Source organism: Gordonia westfalica, assembly GCF_900105725.1.
Classification (GTDB): domain Bacteria; phylum Actinomycetota; class Actinomycetes; order Mycobacteriales; family Mycobacteriaceae; genus Gordonia; species Gordonia westfalica.
Map to the genome: position 1 here is coordinate 3,712,855 of NZ_FNLM01000034.1, position 19,502 is coordinate 3,732,356.

Consider the following 19,502-nt stretch of genomic DNA (forward strand, 5'->3'; position numbering starts at 1 on the left):
GATGATGAACGCCGTCGGCGTCCCACAGTCCATCCTGGTCCTGGGCGGGAGCTCGGAGATCGGGCTCGCCATCACCGCCGAGTACCTGAGCAAGGGCCCGGCCCGGGTCATCCTCGCCGCCCTGCCGGGTGACCCGACCGTCGAGGCCGCCGTGGAGAAGGCCAAGAAGGCCGGCGCGACCGAGGTCAGCGTCATCGACTTCGACGCCCGTGCCACCGACACCCACCGCGATGTGATCGAGAAGGCGTTCGCCAATGGTGACGTCGACGTGGCGATCGTCGCCTTCGGTATCCAGGGTGACGACGAGCAGGCCTGGCAGGACCACGGCCTGGCGGTCGCCGAGGCCCAGATCAACTACACCGCAGCGGTTTCCGTCGGCGTCCTGCTCGGCGAGAAGATGCGCGCCCAGGGCCACGGCCAGATCATCGCGATGAGCTCGGTCGCCGGTGAGCGCGTCCGCCGTAGCAACTTCGTCTACGGCTCCACCAAGGCCGGACTCGACGGCTTCTACCTCGGACTCGGCGAGGCGTTGCGTCCCTTCGGCCCTCGCGTCCTCGTGATCCGTCCCGGACAGGTTCGCACGCGGCTTTCGGCGCATGTCAAGGAAGCGCCGCTGACCGTCGAGAAGGAAGACGTGGGCCGCCTCGCGGTGGCCGCGGCCGCCAAGGGCAAGGAAGTCATCTGGGTGCCCGGGCCGTTCCGCTACATCATGATGGTCCTGCGCCACATCCCGCGCCCGATCTTCCGCAAGCTGCCCATCTGACGCCGCGGTGAACGTTACGAGGGACGGCTACGGCCGCACAGCCCTGGCTCTGCTGACGGCGGTGGTGGTCGGTGCGGTGGTGTCGATCGTCGGTCTCAAGGCGATCGAGACCGTCAACTGGCCGGCGTTCAACTCGTCGAACGTGACCCGGTCGCTGACGACCGCCGGTCAGGTCCTGGCGATCGCGGTACTGGTGGTCGTCGCGCTGCTGTACCGCTACGGCAAGGCGCGGGTGTTCATCCCGTTCCTGTCGGCGGCGGCGATGTCTGCGTTCGTGACGGTCACGATCGGAATGCCGTTGGGGGCAACGCGTCTCTATCTGTTCGGCCTGTCGGTCGACCAGGAGTTCCGCACCGAGTACCTGACGCGGATGACGTCGAGCCCTCGGCTCGCGGACATGACCTACCCCGACCTGCCGCCGTACTACCCGGCCGGTTGGTTCTGGTGGGGCGGGCGGTTCGCGAATCTGCTCGGCCAGCCCGGGTGGGAGGCCTACAAGCCCTGGGCGATCGTGTCGATGGCGGTGGCCGCGGCACTCGGCGTCATCCTGTTCAACCGGATGTTCGGCGCGGATCGTGGTGTGGCGCTGGGACTCGCGGTGACCACGATGGCGCTGCTGTACGCCTCGCCGGAGCCGTACGCCGCGATCCTGGTGATCGTCGGAGTGCCGATGATGATCGTCCTCACCTACGCACTGCGAGGACGTACGCGTGCCGCCGACGGCCCGGCCGGACCGCTTCGGGGCGCCACCAGTTGGCCGGCGGTGATCGCCGCCGGTGTCTTCCTGGGCATCTCGGCCGCCACGTACACGCTCTACACCGGGCTCTTCGCACTCACGGCGATCGTGCTGGCGTGCTACTTCATCCTCCTGGGCTGGCTGGCCGCGGGGAACAAGTCGATGCCGCACGAGACCGTCCGTGCGCACCGTCGCGAGATCGTGGTCGCCGTCGTCGGCCGTCTCGTCTCGGTGGGTGTGATCGCCGGAGCGATCGCCCTGCTGGTCTGGGCGCCGTACCTGCTGAAGCGCCTGTCCAGCGCTCCGGCGAGCGGCGGGACCGCCGAACACTATCTCCCCGAACGTGCAGCGGTGTTCCCGCTGCCCATGTTCGGCGTCAACCTTGTCGGCGCGATCACGCTGATCGGCCTGCTGTGGATCCTGCTGCGCTTCCGGACGCGCACCGCCGCGGTGGCCATGGGCGCCACCGTGATCACGGTGTACCTCTTCTGCCTGCTGTCGATGCTGATGACCGCGATGGGCACCACCCTGCTGTCCTTCCGGCTCGAACCGATCCTCGTCTGCGCACTCGCCGCGGCCGGTGTCTTCGGCGTCGTCGACATCGCCCACTGGGCCGTGCGCAGGTTCGGTGACGTGCGGGTCGTCGTGGGCGCGGTGGCCGTGCTCGCCGCGATCGCCGCGGCACAGAGCATCCCCGGCCATCTCGGCACGGAGATCACCACCGCGTACACCGACACCGACGGCTACGGCGAACGTGCCGACGCTCGTCCCGCCGGCGCCGAATCGTACTTCCGGGAGATCGACAAGCTCATCGGCGAGCAGACCGGCCGACCGCAGACCGAGAATGTCGTCCTCACCGCCGATTTCGGATTCCTGTCGATCTACCCGTACTGGGGTTTCCAGGGACTGACCTCGCACTACGCGAACCCGCTGGCCGAATTCGACAAGCGCGCCGCCGCCATCGCACGGTGGGCGAAGTCCGACGACACCGACCAGTTGGTCCGGCACCTCGACGAGTCACCGTGGAAGGCGCCCAACGTCTTCCTGTTCCGGTACAGCGCCGACGGGTACACGCTGCGCCTGGCCGAGGACGTCTACCCCAACGACCCGAATGTGAAGCGCTTCACCGTCACCTTCGATCCCACGGTCTTCGACGACCCGCGGTTCGAGGTCACCGAGGTGGGGCCGTTCGTCCTCGTCGTCCGAAGGTGACGAGATGCGATCACCCCTCCGCACCCGGCCGATGGAGATCACGCGCATCGACGGCGACTCGTCGACAACGCATTTCGTCCACACCGACGTCGTGAACTGGGTGCTGTTGGAGGAGGACGGTGAGCTCACGCTCATCGACGGCGGCTATCCCGGGCAGGCCGGGCAGGTCGTCGAGTCGATCAACCGGATCGGCCGACGCCCCGAGGACATCCGCGGGGCGCTGCTCACCCACGCGCACGTCGATCATCTCGGTGGGCTCGCGAAGTTGCAGTCGCGGTACGGATTCCCGGTCTACATGGATCCCGTCGAGGTCGATCACGCCCTGCGCCATCATCTTCAGCAGGCCAACGCGCTGGACCTCGCCCCGCTGGCCGGCACCCGACGCCTGTGGTTCTGGCTCGCGAAGACGATGCCCCTGGGCGTGCTGAGTCGCGCCGGACTGTCGGCGGCAACGGCGTTCCCGGAGACCCTCGACCTGCCGGGTTCGCCGGTGCCGATGGCCAGCCACGGGCACACCGACGGGCACAGCGCCTTTCTGGTGGCCGACGGCGAGGCGCTGGTCTCCGGCGATGCATTGGTCAGTGGTCACGAGGTGTCGGCGATCACCGGACCACAGTGCATCCCGTCGCCGTTCCAGCACGATCAGGCCACCGCACGTCGAAGCGTCGAACGCTTCACCGAACTCGACGCCGACCTGCTGCTGGCCGGACACGGTCCGCTGTATCGCGGCGGTGTCGCCGACGCGGCGCGCCGAGCGCTCGGCTACTGATCGAAACCCACGAAGGTGGCGGCTTCCTCCACCGACTTGCGCTCGGAGACCACGGCATTGGCGGGGAATGTCTCATCCGGCCAGCCCAGCGCGATGCTCTTCATGATCACCTGATCGTCCGGGATTCCGGCATGTTCTCTGACGACGGGCGACTGCATGATGCCTTGACTGTTGATCACCGCGCCGAGACCGCGGGACCAGGCGGCGTTCACCAGCGCAGTGGAGACCGCACCGCAGTCGAAGGGTGTGTCGTCGCTGCCGTCCAGGATGCGGTCGTAGGTCACGATCACGCAGACCGGGGCATCGAACTGACGAAATCCCCGGAGGACCCAGTCCTGCCGCATCTCCACGTCGTCGCGAGCGATACCCATCGCGGCGAACAACTGCTTCGCGACGCCGACCTGGCGATCACGATGTTCGCCCGTGAATCGCTCCGCTCCGGTGCGGAACTCGCGGGAGTGCGGCACCCCGGCCAGGTTGCGTTCGGTGTTGCCCGCACGGATGCGATCGAGCGGTTCACCCGTGATCACATGAAAGTTCCAGGGCTGGGTGTTCATCGAGGACGGAGCCCGCATGGCGAGCGCGAGAATCTCCTCGATCAGTTCCCGGGGCACGGGATCCGGTGTGAAGCCGCGAATGCTGCGACGTCCCAGAATCACTTCGTCGTACTGCATCGCCAACCTCTCGTCGAACGGTCCGGGCCCGCCGGGCCGACTCCACCCTACTGTTACCCGCGCCACGTTCTCGCCATCCGACCGTGCCGGCGCAACCGACAAAGGGTAGCTTTACCTCAGTAACCGACGGGGCCGAAGGAGGGGCCGAGTCCCGCACGGAGTGGACCGTCGCCGGGTGGAGCACCGCGGCCCGCCCGCGACCGTAAGCCGCCCCCGCCACTTGGGGAGTTCGAGGACATGACCGGCGACAATCACCTGGATTCCAGTCCGTCTCCCACATTCGGATCATCCGAGGTCGGTGACACGAACACTGTCGCCGACCGGTGGCGCGCCATCGCCGTCGACCGTGGTGATGCGGTCGCGATCCGCACTCCGGAGCAGTCGATCACCTTCGAGCAGGCGACTGCGCGGGTGGATGATCTCGCCCGAGCGATCGTCGACATCACTGCCGCGGACACCCCGGTGGCCGTCGAGATCGAGTCCGACGTCGACTCGGTGATCGCGATGCTCGCGGTCTGGTGCGCCGGGCGTCCGCTCGTCATGGTCGATCCGTGCCTGCCCGAGGATCGACGCGCGACCATCCTGCGACAGTCCGGAGCGCACCTCCTCACCCCTTCGACCGGACATGATCACGAGTTGCGGGACCAGACCACCGCGCAGCCCGCAGTCGAACCCGGACCCGACGATCCGGCAGTTCTCCTGTTCACCTCTGGCTCGACCGGCACCCCCAAAGGCGTGGTGCTCGCGCAGCGGACACCGGTCAACCATGCGCGCGACGGTCGCCGGTTCATGGAGCTCGGTCCCGACGATCGTGCGGCGGTACTGCTCCCGCTGAGCTTCGGCGGCGGACTGGACGCGCTCGCGATGAGCCTGCTCAACGGCGCGTCGATGCTGCTCTGGGATGTCCGGCGCCGCACGACCACCGGCCTCCGGGAATGGCTGGCCGCCGAAGGCGCCACCACGGCTCACTGCACGCCGTCGCTGCTCCGGTCGTGGCTCGGTGAGCTCGGCGCCGAGGACGCCGTCGACTCCCTGCGTCTGCTGTCCACCTGCGGCGAACCCGCGCACCGCTCCGACGTCCTGCTCGCGCGGGAGACGATCCTTCCGCACGGCGTGTTCTGTTGCTGGGCAGGCGCATCCGAGGTCGGCAATCTCGCCTTCAATCTGTTTCCCCCGGATCGGGAGGTCGAAGCCGGTCCGCTGCCCGTCGGCATCCCGGCGTCGGACAAGGTCGTCCGCATCGTCGACGAGGACGGCAGCGACCTGCCGACGGGCTCCACCGGCGAGGTCGTCGTCGAATCCGCTCATGTCGCATCCGGTTACCACGCGAATCCGGAGCTGACCGCGGCCCGGTTCAGCACGCTGCCCGATGGCCGCAGGCGTTATCGCACCGGCGATCTCGGCCGTTTCGACGAGAACGGCGAACTCGCACTCCTCGGCCGCGGCGATGACGCGATCAAGATCCGTGGCTACCTGGTCGAACCCCTGGAAGTGGAGGCCGCGCTGCGGTCGCTGCCCTGGACGATCGACGCCGTGGTCACCGCCGATCGCGAGGAAGCCCGGCTCACCGCGCACGTCGCCGTCGACCCGGAGAAGTGGTCGCCGTCCCCGGCGGAGATCCGCCACGAGCTCGGAAAGACGCTCACGCCGTGGATGATCCCGCGGGACATCGTCGTGGTCGCCGAGATCCCCCGCAACGAGCGCGGCAAGGTCGACCGTGGCGCCCTACCGCCTCCCCCGCCGCGGCCGACACCCGAACGGCCGCGCGGCCTGACCGAGATGGCGCTGCACCGGTTCTGGAGCGAGATCCTGGGTCTGGAACCCGAATCCTTCGGGCGTCACGACGACTTCGTCGAACTGGGCGGCGACTCACTCGCCGCGGCCAAGATGCTCTCCGAGGTGCAGCATCATCTCCAGCTGGAGGTGAACACGGCGATGCTCTCCGAGGCACCGACGATCGCGCAGTTCGCCCAGCGGATCGAGGCCGCCGCGAAGGAGCGGTCGAAGAACGCCTCCGGTGCCACGCTGATCCCGTTGCGGAAGGGCACCGGCGACCCGATCTTCCTCGTGGCCGGGGCCGGCAGTCTCGCGACGAGTCTGACGCCGATCGTCCGCGCACTCTCCGGAGACCGACCGGTCTACGCGATCCAGTCGCGCGGCGTCGAAAAGCGTGGACGCGCGGATCATTCCGTCCGCGCCGCGGCGCGTCGTGCGATCGCCGACATCCGATCGGTCCAGCCCCACGGCCCGTACCAGATCGGCGGATACTCGCTGGGCGGGTTCATCGCCGTCGAGGTCGCGGCGCGGCTCACCAAGGCCGGCGAGACCTGCCACACGGTCGCCGTACTCGATTCGGTCGTCGACCCGGTTCTGGCGCAGCGCCTTTCCGGGGACGGACCGAAAGTTCTACAGCGCATCCGCGATTCGTTGCGCTCCCTCACCGCCACGAAGGAGACGCTGCCCGACCGGACCGGGGCCGACGAGGAGAACAAGCCCGGCGGTTCCCCGCTGCAGCGTGCCGTGCAAGAGATCGCCCTCAAGGCCCTGGTTCTCACCGCGGGCCTCGTCCCGTTGTCCACCCCGGTGCAGTGGGTCGTTTTCTTCCGGCTCGGCACCAAGATGATCCGACGGCATCGGCCGAGCCCCTACTCGGGTCCGATCACGGTCATCAGGGCGCGCACCAACACCGACGACCCCGCACTGTGGCGTCACTTCACCTCGGGCAAGGTCGAGTTCCTCGACATCGACGGCGACCACATCTCGATGATCCGCGCACCCCACGCCACGGAGACCGCACGGGCGATCGACCAGATCATCGGCGACGAGACAGACTGAGGAACGAAGTCACATACCCGTCAGAACGCAGATGCCGCGCATCGTGGTGTAGCCCGCAACGATTCGCGACACCTAGGTGAAGGGCGGACCCTCGACGGCCTTCTTGATACCGGCCAGTCGGCGATCCCATCCGCGCGCGATCGTGTCCAGGTGCCGCGCGATGCGCGATAGCTCCGAACCGACCGCCTCGTAACGGATCTCACGGCCAACGCGGGTCGCGGTGACAAGACCCGCGTCGGTCAGGACCTTGAGGTGCTTGGCGATCGCCTGACGGCTGATCGGCAGTTCGGTCGCCAGGGTCGACGCCGACGCCGGTTCGGTTCCCAATCTGACGAGGATCTGCCAGCGACTCTCGTCGGCGAGAGCGCCGAAGACCTCGACCGGGGCGACGTCAGGCACGAGAACCGTTGCCGGCCAGGTGGGTACGTGCGAGTTCGAGCTCGATCTTCCACCCTTCGACGTTTCCGTCGAACTTGGCCCGCCGATCCGCCTCCGAACCCGACAGCGAGGCGAATCCCGACTCGACGACCTTGAGGATCACCCCGGACCCGGAGTCGGTGATCCAGAACTCGACGAGCGTCGACTCCGACTGCGGGTCGGATGCGTCGGCGAGCCACCGGAAGGCCGCGTAGCGCGGTTCGTCGAGTTTCACGGTGCGGAAGACGAAGGCGCCGTGAACCGGGTCGTGCACCGTCGACAGGTCGCCGTCCCGGTCGATGCGATGTTCGGTGATCGCGTTGTCGTTGATGTACCAGCCGGGTTCGCTGACGAACTGCCACACGCGCTCGACGGTCGCCTCGATGGTGATCTCCCGCTCGATCCGATCGAGTTCGTCATCGATTGCGGTTGTCGTCGTTTCGTTTGCAGGTCGGGGATCGGTCCCACTCATGACGCCTCCTGTGTCATATCGAATGATGCAACCCCATGGTTGCACCATGACCCGCAACTTGCAACCCCGGGGTTGCAGTAAGGGGTCAGCCGACGATCTCCGCAAGCCGACGGATGGCGAACTCGTAGCCGCGGATGCCGTAGCCCGCGATGACGCCCGCCGCGATGGGAGAGACATAGGAGTGGTGCCGGAACGCCTCGCGCTTGTGCACATTGCTGATGTGCACCTCGAGGATCGGCACGCCGGGCACCACCAGGGCGTCGGCGAGGGCCACCGAGGTGTGGGTCCAGCCGCCGGGGTTGATCACGATGCCGCTGATCCTTCCGGCCGACTCGTGAATCCAGTCGATCATCTGCCCCTCGTGGTTGGTCTGCGCGGCGCGCAGGCCGAAGCCCAGTTCCGACGCCGTCCGCTCGGCGAGGTCGACGACGTCGTCGAGGGTCTCGGAGCCGTAGATCGCGGGCTCCCGGGTGCCGAGCGTGTTCAGGTTCGGCCCGTTGAGCAGCAGGATCGGCAGCGGTTCGGTACCGGCCGAATCGGACGTGGAGTCGGACATGGGTTCACCTTAGTCGCCGTACCCGGCGCCCCTGCGGCGTCGCGCAGGGTGTCGCCTCGCCGACCGGGGCGAGACACCTCAGCGGCTACCATCTCTCTTTGTGCCAGCGCAGACCGTTCGACGAGCGAGGATCGTCGCCATAGTCACCGGCCTGCTCGGGTTCCTGCTCGCGCTCGCCACGCCGCTGATGCCGGTCGAGCAGAAGACCGCCGAGATCAGCTGGCCCCAGAACGGACAGATCGGTTCCGTCGCCTCCCCGCTCATCGGCTACACCCCCGTCGACCTCGACGTCACGATCCCGTGCGCGGCGGTCGACGACCTGCCTCCCGGTGGGTCGGTCCTGCTGTCGACCACACCCAAGCAGGCGGAGAAGTCGGCCGAACGCGGCCTGTTCATCCGCAAGACCGGGGCCGCCGACGCCCCCGCCGACCGCCAGGGCGTCGAGGTGGTCATCCGCAACGTTCCGCTGGTCTCGGCGAGCCTCTCCGACATCCGCTCCCAGGACTGCCGCGAGATCGTCGTGCACGCCGATTCCGATGCGGTGACAGCCGAATTCGTCGGGATGACCAACGATGCGGGCGACCCGCTCGAGGGCACCACCGAGGACAAAGAGGCCTTCAAGTACTGGCCCGACCAGCGACCGCAGGTCACCGGCATCTTCACCGACCTGTCCGGCCCGGCGGCCGAGATCGCCGGTCTCGACGCGCATGTCACCGTCGACTCCCGCTACAACACGGCCCCGACCATCTCCAAGTGGCTGGTCATCATCGTCGGCGTCGCCTCGACCCTGCTCTCGCTCGCCGCACTGGCCGCTCTCGACGCGACCGACGGACGTCGTCATCGCCGCATCTTCCCGGCCCGTTGGTGGCGCCTCAACGCACGCGACTACTTGGTGATCGGTGCGCTGATCCTCTGGCACATGATCGGCCCCAACACCTCCGACGACGGCTACCTGCTGACGATGTCGCGGGTGGCGCAGGACAGTGACTACACCGCCAATTACTTCCGCTGGTACGGCGCACCGGAGGCCCCGTTCGGCTGGTACTACCAGGTCTTCGGGTTGCTCAGCCATGTCTCGGTGGCCAGCCCCTGGATGCGACTGCCGGCACTCGTGTGCGGAATCCTGGTGTGGCTCATCGTGAGTCACGAGGTCCTCCCGCGGCTCGGACGCGCCGCGATCACGCGCCCGATGGTGGCGTGGACCGCTGCCTTCGCCTTCCTCGCCTGCTGGTTCCCGTTCAACAACGGTCTGCGTCCCGAGCCGATCATCTGCCTCGGCGCGCTCCTCACCTGGTGTTCGGTCGAGCGCGCCATCGCCACCGGTCGCATGCTGCCCGCCGCGGTGGCCTGCCTGGTCGGCGCGTTCAGCATCGCCGCCGGTCCCACCGGCCTGCTCGCGGTCGCGGCGCTGATCGCCGGCGCACGGCCGATGATCATGGCGCTGATCAAACGCGCCCGGGTGATCACCGGCGACTCGACCTCGCGCCACGCGCTGAGATGGTCGTTCGTCGCACTGATCGCACCGATCCTGGCCGCCGGGAGCGTCGTGGTCTTCGTGGTGTTCTCGAACCTGACGCTGCGCTCGTTCTCCGAGGCGTCGAGCATGAAGACCGCCCTCGGGCCGTCGATGAACTGGTACAACGAGCTGGGCCGCTACTCGGCGCTGTTCGCCTTCTCCGCCGACGGCTCCATCGCACGACGCTTCGCGGTCCTGGCGATGATCCTCGGCCTCGTGGTGTCCGCGGCGGTCCTGATCCGCAAGAACCGCATCCCCGGCACCGCGATCGGACCCACCCGGCGCATCGTCGCGATCACCTTCGCCTCGCTGGTGTTCCTCATGTTCACGCCGACCAAGTGGACCCATCACTTCGGCGTGTTCGCCGGGATCGCCGCCGCGCTGGCGGCCATCGCCGCGATCGCCGCCAGTCAGCAGTCGATGCACTCACGACGCAACCGCACCCTGTTCTGCGCGTTGGTCCTGTTCGTCGGCGGCCTGGCGTTCACCGCACCGAACTCGTATTACTACTACTCGGCCTGGGGAATGCCCTGGGGAACCCAGCAGGTGACGATCGGCGGAGTGATGCTCGGCAGCGTCCTGCTCTACGGGTCGCTCGCACTGCTCCTCGTCGCGCTGTGGTTCCACTTCCGCGAACCGTTCACCGGCACCGATCCGCATTCGGCAGACGAGGGTCCTGCGGAACCCGTCGACACCTCCGACCAGCGCTGGTACCGGCGGCTGTTCGCCTCGATGGCGGCCGCACCCCTCGCATACCTCGCGATGGCGGTCGTCGTCTTCCAGATCATCACCGCGATCTTCGCGGGCATCCACCAGAGCTCGTCGTATTCGGTCCCGCGGTCCAACCTGGCCGCGGTCGCCGGCAAGCCGTGCGGGATGGCCGACAAGGTGTGGGTGGAGTCCGACCCCAACCGCGACATGCTGCGCCCGGTCGACTCGTCGCTGACCAATCCTCTCGGCGGACCGGCACCGGCACCGGGCGCCTCCCCGGCGACCTCGGGATTCTCACCGAACGGCGTTCCCCTGGACCTGTCGTCGACCGCCAGCGAAGGCTCGCTGGGCGTGCTGTCCGGCAATGTCTGGGCGGACCCGAAGATCCTGAACTCCAACCCCGGCGGCACCGGCGGCGGCGAGATCGCCGAACCCGGCGTCAACGGCAGCACCGCGGCCCTGCCGTTCTTCCTCGACCCGAAGACCACTCCGGTCATGGGCAGCTACTCCAAGCTCGACCAGGTCCCGGCGCGTCTCACCTCCGGCTGGTACGAGCTCCCGAAGGACTGGCGTGACCGTCCGCTGCTGACGATGTCGGTGGCCGGCGAGTACGACAACCCGAACGTGATGCTCGAGTACACCTCGGACCCGATCGGGGCAGACACCACCGACGCCGACCTGACCGCAGCCGGGGAGACCGAACTCATCGACCCGGGCCCGCGCCCGGCCTGGCGCAACCTGCGCTACAACACCGACGAGTTGCCTTCCGACACCACCGCGGTCCGCATCGTCGCCACCGACGACAACCTCAACGAGGACCGGTTCATCGTGCTGACCCCGCCGCGGGTGCCGCAGATGGAGACCCTGCAGGACGTCGTCGGCAGCACCGACCCGGTGCACATCGACTGGACGTCGGGCCTCGGGTTCCCGTGCCAGCGGCCGTTCACCCACGACGTCGGCGTCGCCGAGATCCCCGAGTGGCGGATCAAGCCGGGGTCGGATCTCGCCGCGGCCGTGTCGGCGTGGCAGAACAGCTTCGGCGGCGGTCCGCTCGGCTGGATCGAGGTGTCCCAACAGGCGACCGCACTGCCCACCTATCTGATGGCCGACATCGGACGCGACTGGGGCGCCCTGGAACGATACGAGCCGTACGGCGCCGTGGACACCCTCGCCGACATCGAGACCGGCACCCAGACCCGCAGCGGTCTGTGGAGTCCGGCGCCCATCCGGCACTGACCCTTCGATACGCCCTCCGCAAGCTCCGGGCTACTCAGGGAGCGAAGCTTCACCTCGATCCCTGAGGTGCGAGCGCAGCGAGCCACGAAGGGTGGGCGCTAGGTGGGCAGGTGCCGGTCGCATACGATCAAGCACCGTGCCTGTGACAGCCCCGACGTCCCGTGTTTCCGCACGTACCGCCCGTCTGATCGCGATCGTCGCGGGGGTCCTCGGCGTCGTGCTGTGTGCTCTCACGCCGCTCCTGCCGGTCAAGGCCACCGACGCCGACATCACCTGGCCCGCAGGTCAGGAGCTCGACGCCGAGACGTCGTCGGTGATGGCGCCGCTCATCGCGCAGACCCCGCAGACGCTCGACGCCCGCATCCCGTGTTCGACGCTGGCGAGCGCACCGACCGGGGTCATCCTGTCGACGATGCCGGTCAGCGCGCCGAAGTCGAAGGGTTCGTCGCTGTGGGTGACCGGCTCCGATCAGGCCGTCACCGTCACCTTCCGCAACAGTGTCGCCGCCACGGCGGCACGCGCCGACCTCGACCGTTGCCGCGAACTCCACATCTTCTCCGCCCCGAGCGGGCCGGGCGCCCAGTTCGTCGGTCTCGGCGACTCGACGGCGCTGCCGCCCGAGAAGCGCCCACAGGTCGCCGGGATCTTCAGTGAGCTGAGTCCACAGCAGGCCCGCGCCGCGGCCGCCGACGGGATGTCGGTCTCCATCCGCGTCGACAACCGGTACGAGTCGTCGCCGACCGTCCTGAAGATGATCGTGATGGTCCTCGCCGTGATCTCGGTGATCGTGGCGCTGGTCGCACTCGCCCTGCTCGACCGCATCCTGGGCTACCACCGACACATCCGCAGCCGCGCCTGGTGGCATTCGCTCAAGCCGCGCGCCACCGATCTGGTCGTCACGGCACTTCTGCTGATCTGGCTGTTCCTGGGCGCCGGCTCACCCGACGACGGCTACATCCTCAACATGGGCCGCACCGCCGACGGGTTCGGGTACCTGGCGAACTACTACCGCTTCTACGGCATCCCCGAGGCGCCGTTCGACTGGTACTACAGCTTCCTCTCGGTGTGGTCGTCGATCTCGCCGTCGATCCTGTGGATGCACATCCCGGCTCTCGTCGCAGGTCTCGTGTCGTGGTTCGTACTGAGCCGCGTCCTCCTGCCCCGCCTGGGCCCGGCCGTGCGCCGCAGCGCGTGGGCGACCTGGGCCGCAGCCCTGACGTTCACCGCGTTCTGGCTGCCGTTCTGCAGCGGACTGCGCAGCGAGGGCATCATCGTCCTCGGCTCCCTGTTGACCTGGTGGGCAGCCGAATACGCCATCTCCACCCGACGCCTGCTGCCGGCGGCCCTCGCGGCGGCGCTCGCCGGGTTCACCCTCGCCCTCGCCCCGCACGGCGTCGTCGGCGTGGCCATCCTGCTCGTCGCGGCGCGGGCCCTGCTGCACATCCTGCTCCGACGACGCGATCAGCTCGGCGGCTCGAAGTGGACCGCGACCGCGGCGCTCGTCGCGCCGATCGTCGCCGCGGGAATGGTCGTCCTGGTCGTCGTCTTCCGGGACCAGACGCTCGCGACGGTGCTCGAGGCGATCAAGCTGCGCTACACCGTCGGTCCGGTGATCTCCTGGCACCAGGAGTTCCTGCGGTACTACTTCATCTCGGTGGTCACCGACGACGGCGGCCTGACACGCCGCGTCCCGCTGTTGCTCCTCCTCGCGGGCCTCTTCGTCGTCGTCGCGGTCATGCTGCGCCGCACGAGGATTCGCGGCATCGACCCCGGCCCCGTCTGGCGCCTCGTCGGTGCGGTCGGCGTGACGCTGCTGCTGTTCGTGTTCACGCCCACCAAGTGGACGATCCAGTTCGGCGTGCTCGCGGGCCTCGCGGCGGCGATCTCCGCGGCCGCGACGATCGCCGTCGCGCAGTCGGCGGCGCGTTCAACCCGCAACCTCACCGTGTTCGTCTCGGGTCTGCTCTTCGCGATGGCCGCGGCGATGGCCGGCTACAACTCCTGGCCGTTCGCGTACGAGTACGGCATCTCCTGGTTCGACCGTGCGCCCGTCATCGCCGGCTACCAGGCGTCGACGCTGTTCCTGATCCTCGCCGTCCTGGCCGCCGCGCTGGCGGTGTGGCAGCACCTCCGGCTCGACTACGTCACCAATCGCGGACTCGCACACAGCGACACCGGTCCCGGCGAAACCCGCGCGGACCGACGTCGCCTGTTCCTCGCCTCCTCCCCGATCGCGGTGATCGCGGGCCTGCTGGTAGTCGTCGAGATGCTGCTGTTCGTCAAGGCCGCCGTGTCCCGGTACCCCGCCCCGACGGTGCTCACCGAGAACCTGAACACCCTGCGCGGCAACGCCTGTGGACTCGCCGACGAGGTGCTCGTCGAGCTCGATCCGAACGCAGGCATGCTCACGCCCGCCGGCGGCGCGTCGAGCAGCCAGGCACTCCGCGGGGAGAACCCGGTGGGCTTCTCCCCCAACGGCATCCCCGACGACCTGCAGCCCGAACCGGGAAGTCAACGACCCGGCCAGATGAACGTCTCGGCGAGCATGGCCCGTCCGTTCGCCATCACCGGCGGACTCGGCGCCGGCACCACCGGTGGTCGCGGGCCCGAGACCGTGAACGGTTCGACCGCCAAACTCCCCTTCGGACTCGACCCCGCCACCACACCGGTCCTCGGCAGCTACGGATACAACGGCGAGGCCCGGCTGACGACCGGCTGGTACGACCTACCCGCAGACCGTTCCGCGTCGCCGCTGCTCGTGTTCAGCACCGCGGGCGCCGTCTCGACGATCGACACCTTCGGGGTTCGCAATTTCGGGCAGAAGATGGTCGTGCAGTTCGGCCGCCCCGGCCCCGACGGCTCGTTCGAGCAGGTCGGTCCGGACATCCTGCCCACCGACCCCGGACCGGTGATCCTCAACCGGCCGTGGCGCAACATGCGGGTGCCGATGTCGGCGGCCCCGCCGGCCGCGACCGTGATGCGACTGTCATTGCAGGACAACAACCTCGGCGACAAGCAGTTCATCGGGATCACCCCGCCGCGTGCGCCGCAGCTGCAGTCTCTGCAGGAGGTCGTCGGATCGTCGGCGCCGACCCTGATCGACTTCGGTGTGGCCTCGCACTTCCCGTGCCAGCAGCCGATGGGTGTCTCGCACGGCGTAGCGCAGGTTCCGCAGTGGCGGATCCTGGGCGACTACCCGCTGACCAACTCGCAGTCCAAGACCTGGCAGGCCGGGGTCGACGGCGGTCTGCTCGGCGTCTCGGAGGCGACGACCTCGGCACGGGCCGTGTCGACCTACCTGAAGGACGACTGGGCTCGCGACTGGGGCGCCCTGGAGAAGCTGACGCCGCTGGTCCCCGACGCACCGAACGCACAGATCGACACCGCACAGACGACGCAATGGGGCTGGTCACGCGCCGGCTCGATCAGGGTGGAGCCCCAATCCGATGAGTGAATCCAACCGCACCGCGAAGATCGTCGCCGTCGTCACCGGCCTGCTGGGTTTTCTGCTCGCCATCGTCACGCCGATCCTGCCGGTGAACCAGACCACGGCCGAACTCCGATGGCCGCAAGGTGACTCGGTCTCGGATGTGGCGGCCCCGCTGGTGGCCTTCGTCCCGATCGACATGGACATGTCCGTGCCGTGTTCGTTGGCCGCCCGGTTGCCCGCGCAGGGCGGCGTCCTCCTCTCGACGACGCCGGAGGGCGGCCAGGACGATTCCGCCCGCGGCCTCTTCGTCCGTGCCACCGCCGACACGCTGACGATGATCGACCGCAACGTGGTGCTCCTCAACACCGATCGCGCAGCAGCGCAGTCGAACCCGAACTGCCGCATCGTGATGCACGCCGACGGTGAGGGCGTCGACGGCCGTTTCGAGGGCCTGCCCGCCCCCGACGCGACCTCCGGCGGTCTGCACGAGTTCGCCATCCCCGACCACGAGATGCGTCCGCAGATCGTCGGGATCTACAGCGATCTGCCCGCCGACGCGTCCCGGAACGGGCTGTCGCTGCACGCCACCATCGACACCCGCTACGTCAGCTCCGCGACGCCCCTCAAGCTCGCGGCGATCGTGATCGGCATCGTGATGACGATCCTGTCGCTCATCGCGCTGGGCATCCTCGACCGTCGGGACGGCCGCTCCCACAAGCGGTTCCTGCCCACCGGCTGGTTCACGATCCGCCCGCCCGACATCGCGGTGTTCGCGATCCTCGCCTTCTGGTGGTTCGCCGGCGCCAACACCTCCGACGACGGCTACAACTTCACCGTCGGCCGCATCACCAGCGAGGCCGGCTACGCGGACAACTACTTCCGCTACTTCGGCGTCCCGCAGGACCCGTTCGGCTGGCACTTCCAGGTCATCTCGTGGATGACACACGTCAGCGTGGCGACACCGTGGATGCGCCTGCCCGCCTTCCTGCTCGGACTCCTCGGCTGGTGGCTCATCAGCCGAGAGGTGATCCCGCGCCTGGGTCGCGCGGTCCGCAACAGCACGCCCGCCGTGTGGTCGGCCGCCTTCGTCTTCCTCGCGATCTGGTTGCCGTTCAACAACGGTCTGCGTCCCGAACCCGCCGAGGCCGTGGGTGCGCTGCTCACCTGGTGCTGCGTCGAACGGGCCATCGCCACGCGCCGCCTGTTGCCGTATGCGATCGCGGTGGTGACGGCCGCCTTCACGCTGGCCCTGGCGCCGGGCGGACTGATGGCGGTCGCCGCCCTGCTCGCCGGCATCCGGCCCATCGTGAAGACCGTCGTGTCGCGCCGTTCCCGTGACGGACTGCTGCCGATGCTCGCGCCGATCCTGGCGGCGGGCACCGCGGTCCTCTTCCAGATCTTCTACGACCAACCGCTCGGTGCGCTGATCGCCGGCAACAAGGTCGCCTCCGACGTCGGACCGACGCTCGAGTGGTGGCAGGAACCGATCCGGTACTACTACCTGATCCTGCCCACCGCGGACGGCACCCTGGCCCGTCGTTTCGGCGTGCTGGCAATGATCCTGTGCCTGTTCGTCGTCCTGCTGCGCCTGCTGCGTCGCGAACATCCGAACGGGGTTGCGCGCGCGCCGATCTGGCGCCTGGTCGCGGTCACACTGGGCACGATGTTCTTCATCGCGTTCACCCCGACCAAGTGGACCCACCACTTCGGTGTCTACGCGGGCATCGCCGCAGGCCTCGCCGCCGCAGCGGGCGCGATGATGGCGCCCGCCGTCCTGCGGTCACGCCGCAACCGCACCTTCTTCGCGGCCGCGGTTCTCGCGATCACCGGGATCTCCTTCGCCGGCACCAACGGCTGGTGGTTCGTCGGCAGCTACGGCGTGCCGTGGTGGGACCGTCCGCCGGCCGTCGGCGGGGTCAACGTCGCGTGGTTCATCCTCCTCGCGGCGGTCGTCACCGCCCTGGCCGGACTGTGGTTCCACTTCCGCGACGACTTCGTCGACGAACAGACCCGTACCCGCGGCGGTGACCACTGGTATTCGAAGCTCAAGTTCTCACCGCTGCCGGTGATCTCGGGTCTGATGGTGTTGTTCATGGTCGCATCGTTCCTGAAGGGCGCCTACGAGCAGCGGGATTCCTGGTCCTGGATGAAGTCGAATGCTCGTGCGCTGACCGGCAATTCGTGCGGCCTGGCCAACGACGTGCTCGTCGAGCCCGATCCGACGGCGGCCCTGCTCGCCCCCGCAGCGGTTGACGGCCGCCCCGCACCCGGTGTCGCACAGGCGCTGTCCGGCGCCGATGCCATCGGCTTCACACCCAATGGCGTCCCGAACAAACTGTCGGTGGACGCGACCGAGAGCAACGACTCGTCCGCGACGACCGCGCAGAACACCGCGCAGACCGGCGCCGGGGCCGATGAGTCCGGCGACTCCTCGTCGGCGCAGGGCGGCACCGAGGGCGGACAGGGCGCACGCGGGATCAACGGTTCGACGGTCCGCCTTCCGTTCGGCCTGAATCCCTCCGCCACACCGGTTCTCGGCAGCTACGGATCGCCGTCGGGCTCGGCCTCGCTGACCACCGACTGGTATCAGCTGCCCGAACGCTCCGACGCCGCACCGCTGCTCACCATGGCGGTCGCCGGATCGGTCGAGGCCGTCGACGGCATCGGTGTCGTACATGCCGGCCAGAAGGTGATCGCGCAGTTCGGACGCGTGGGCGCGGACGGCCGGGTCGTGCCGACCGGGCAGATGTTCCCCATCGACATCGGCGAGACCCCGACCTGGCGCAACCTGCGCTTCCCGCTCGCCGACGCCCCGGACCGGTCCACCGTCGTGCGCATCCTGGTCGAGGACACCGCGGCAGCGTCGTCGGAGTGGGTGGCCATCACACCGCCGCGCGTCAGCACGTTGGCGACGCTCAACGACGTCGTCGGGCAGACCGACCCGGTGTTCATCGACTGGCTCCCCGGCCTGGTGTTCCCGTGCCAGCAGCCCATGAAGGTGCGATACGGCGTGCTCGAGGTCCCGAAGTGGCGGATCATGCCCGACGCGGAGGCCACCCGGAAGAACAGCCAGACGTGGATGTCGGGCACCGCGGGCGGTCCGCTGGGCATCACCGAGGCGATGCTCCGTCCGACCCTGTTGCCGACCTACCTGCGCAACAACTGGGGACGCGACTGGGGCGGACTGCAGCGGTTCACCGAGATCATCCCGGCCCCGCCCGCCGAACTCGACCTCGGAGAGGCGCGACGCTCGGGCCTGTACGACCCGGCACCGATGCGTTCGAGCGGCTACTGACACCGCTCTGTACTGCGGCGACGGGGGTGTCGCGGGCTTACCCATGACATCCCCGTCGAAACCGGTCGGCACGTCTTCGTTATCTCACCGTGACCTGCCGTCTCGGTTGCGTCACTCATCGCCGGCGTCCCTCGAAGACTCCGCTGACGCGGCCTAGCGTCGTGTCATGAGTAAATTCACTGCACCAGGACTCAGTACGGAAGCGGCCGACGAGGTGGCCGGAATCCTGCAGGAGCGGCTCAGTGCGCTCAACGACCTGCATCTCACCCTGAAGCACATCCACTGGAATGTGGTGGGCGCCAACTTCATCGGTGTCCACGAGATGATCGATCCGCAGGTCGAACTCGTACGCGGCTACGCCGACACCCTCGCCGAGCGCATCGCGACGCTGGGCTCGTCGCCGAACGGCACGGCCAAGGCGATCGAGACCGACCGGTCGTGGAGCGACTACTCGATCGGCCGCGACACCGCGCAGGCCCACCTCGGCGCGCTCGACCTCGTCTACGACGGCTTCATCACCTCACACCGTGACGCGATCGAGAAGATCGGCGAGATCGACCCGATCACCGAGGACAACCTGATCGGTCAGACGGCCGAACTCGAGAAGTTCCAGTGGTTCGTCCGCGCTCATCTCGAGAGCTACACGGGCGAACTGACTCACGCCGGCGCCAGCGGCGAGAAGGAAGCCGCCGATGCCGCGCGCTGACCGACCCGCACGTTAGACCCGGTGATGGCCGTTCCCTCGGCCCTCACCGAAACCGCGGCCGCGACGCCCCCACCACCACCTCGCGGCCGCGGTTTCCCCTCTCGAAGCCGCCCACACCGACAACCGAGACGTCTCGATGCCGGCGGTGGTTGTCGCACGTCCGTCCGATGTCGC

12 protein-coding genes are annotated in these 19,502 nt (G+C 68.5%); 8 read left to right on the plus strand and 4 right to left on the minus strand.

What is annotated here, in order from left to right:
• Position 1: 1 nt before the first annotated feature.
• The 3 genes from dprE2 to BLU62_RS22605 are packed head-to-tail and all read left to right on the plus strand — an operon-like array spanning position 2 to position 3,480.
• A complete protein-coding gene (dprE2, locus tag BLU62_RS22595) occupies positions 2 to 763 on the plus strand; it encodes a decaprenylphospho-beta-D-erythro-pentofuranosid-2-ulose 2-reductase (RefSeq protein ID WP_074852160.1) in 762 nt (253 codons plus the stop codon).
• Positions 764 to 770: 7 nt separating this feature from the next.
• Entirely contained in the window at positions 771 to 2,711 is a 1,941-nt protein-coding gene (locus BLU62_RS22600) for a galactan 5-O-arabinofuranosyltransferase (protein WP_074852161.1), read from the plus strand.
• A gap of 4 nt (positions 2,712 to 2,715) precedes the next feature.
• Entirely contained in the window at positions 2,716 to 3,480 is a 765-nt protein-coding gene (locus BLU62_RS22605; protein WP_074852162.1) for an MBL fold metallo-hydrolase, read from the plus strand.
• Here the strand turns inward: BLU62_RS22605 and BLU62_RS22610 are convergent.
• A complete protein-coding gene (locus BLU62_RS22610; RefSeq protein WP_074852163.1) occupies positions 3,474 to 4,154 on the minus strand; it encodes a nitroreductase in 681 nt (226 codons plus the stop codon). The two genes, BLU62_RS22605 and BLU62_RS22610, sit on opposite strands and share 7 nt — an antisense overlap.
• 237 nt (positions 4,155 to 4,391) lie before the next feature.
• Between BLU62_RS22610 and BLU62_RS22615 the strand changes: the two genes are divergently transcribed.
• Positions 4,392 to 6,989 carry an alpha/beta fold hydrolase gene (locus BLU62_RS22615; protein ID WP_074852164.1) on the plus strand — a complete coding sequence of 866 codons (2,598 nt, stop codon included), beginning with the start codon at positions 4,392 to 4,394 and terminating at the stop codon, positions 6,987 to 6,989.
• A gap of 72 nt (positions 6,990 to 7,061) precedes the next feature.
• On the opposite strand, the gene BLU62_RS22620 is transcribed toward BLU62_RS22615, so the two are convergent.
• The 3 genes from BLU62_RS22620 to aroQ all read right to left on the minus strand — a co-directional run bounded on the left by BLU62_RS22620 (position 7,062) and on the right by aroQ (position 8,434).
• Complete coding sequence (locus BLU62_RS22620) at positions 7,062 to 7,388, minus strand: ArsR/SmtB family transcription factor (protein WP_074852165.1); 327 nt, start codon at positions 7,386 to 7,388, stop codon at positions 7,062 to 7,064.
• On the minus strand, positions 7,381 to 7,878 hold the full coding sequence (locus BLU62_RS22625; protein WP_074852166.1) for an SRPBCC family protein: 498 nt from the start codon (positions 7,876 to 7,878) through the stop codon (positions 7,381 to 7,383). Before BLU62_RS22625 ends, BLU62_RS22620 begins: the two co-directional genes overlap by 8 nt.
• An 85-nt stretch (positions 7,879 to 7,963) precedes the next feature.
• Complete coding sequence (aroQ, locus tag BLU62_RS22630) at positions 7,964 to 8,434, minus strand: type II 3-dehydroquinate dehydratase (RefSeq protein WP_074852167.1); 471 nt, start codon at positions 8,432 to 8,434, stop codon at positions 7,964 to 7,966.
• Between the two features lie 100 nt (positions 8,435 to 8,534).
• Here aroQ and BLU62_RS22635 point away from each other — a divergent pair, with 100 nt between their 5' ends.
• From BLU62_RS22635 to BLU62_RS22650, 4 genes are all read left to right on the plus strand, one after another.
• Positions 8,535 to 11,897: an arabinosyltransferase domain-containing protein gene (locus BLU62_RS22635; RefSeq protein WP_074852168.1), complete on the plus strand. Its 3,363-nt coding sequence runs from the start codon at positions 8,535 to 8,537 to the stop codon at positions 11,895 to 11,897.
• Positions 11,898 to 12,033: 136 nt separating this feature from the next.
• A complete protein-coding gene (locus tag BLU62_RS22640; protein ID WP_425284579.1) occupies positions 12,034 to 15,351 on the plus strand; it encodes an arabinosyltransferase domain-containing protein in 3,318 nt (1,105 codons plus the stop codon).
• Entirely contained in the window at positions 15,344 to 18,622 is a 3,279-nt protein-coding gene (locus BLU62_RS22645; protein WP_074852170.1) for an arabinosyltransferase domain-containing protein, read from the plus strand. Before BLU62_RS22640 ends, BLU62_RS22645 begins: the two co-directional genes overlap by 8 nt.
• Positions 18,623 to 18,788: 166 nt before the next feature.
• Positions 18,789 to 19,328 (plus strand): Dps family protein, encoded by a 540-nt coding sequence (locus BLU62_RS22650; RefSeq protein WP_074852171.1) that lies wholly within the window; start codon positions 18,789 to 18,791, stop codon positions 19,326 to 19,328.
• Positions 19,329 to 19,502: the final 174 nt, after the last annotated feature.

Coding starts and splice junctions, on each gene's coding strand:
- dprE2 (WP_074852160.1), top strand. CDS start 2: ATGATGAACGCCGTCGGCGTCCCACAGTCCATCCTGGTCCTGGGCGGG.
- BLU62_RS22605 (WP_074852162.1), top strand. CDS start 2,716: ATGCGATCACCCCTCCGCACCCGGCCGATGGAGATCACGCGCATCGAC.
- BLU62_RS22610 (WP_074852163.1), bottom strand. CDS start 4,154: ATGCAGTACGACGAAGTGATTCTGGGACGTCGCAGCATTCGCGGCTTC.
- BLU62_RS22615 (WP_074852164.1), top strand. CDS start 4,392: ATGACCGGCGACAATCACCTGGATTCCAGTCCGTCTCCCACATTCGGA.
- BLU62_RS22625 (WP_074852166.1), bottom strand. CDS start 7,878: ATGAGTGGGACCGATCCCCGACCTGCAAACGAAACGACGACAACCGCA.
- aroQ (WP_074852167.1), bottom strand. CDS start 8,434: ATGTCCGACTCCACGTCCGATTCGGCCGGTACCGAACCGCTGCCGATC.
- BLU62_RS22645 (WP_074852170.1), top strand. CDS start 15,344: ATGAGTGAATCCAACCGCACCGCGAAGATCGTCGCCGTCGTCACCGGC.
- BLU62_RS22650 (WP_074852171.1), top strand. CDS start 18,789: ATGAGTAAATTCACTGCACCAGGACTCAGTACGGAAGCGGCCGACGAG.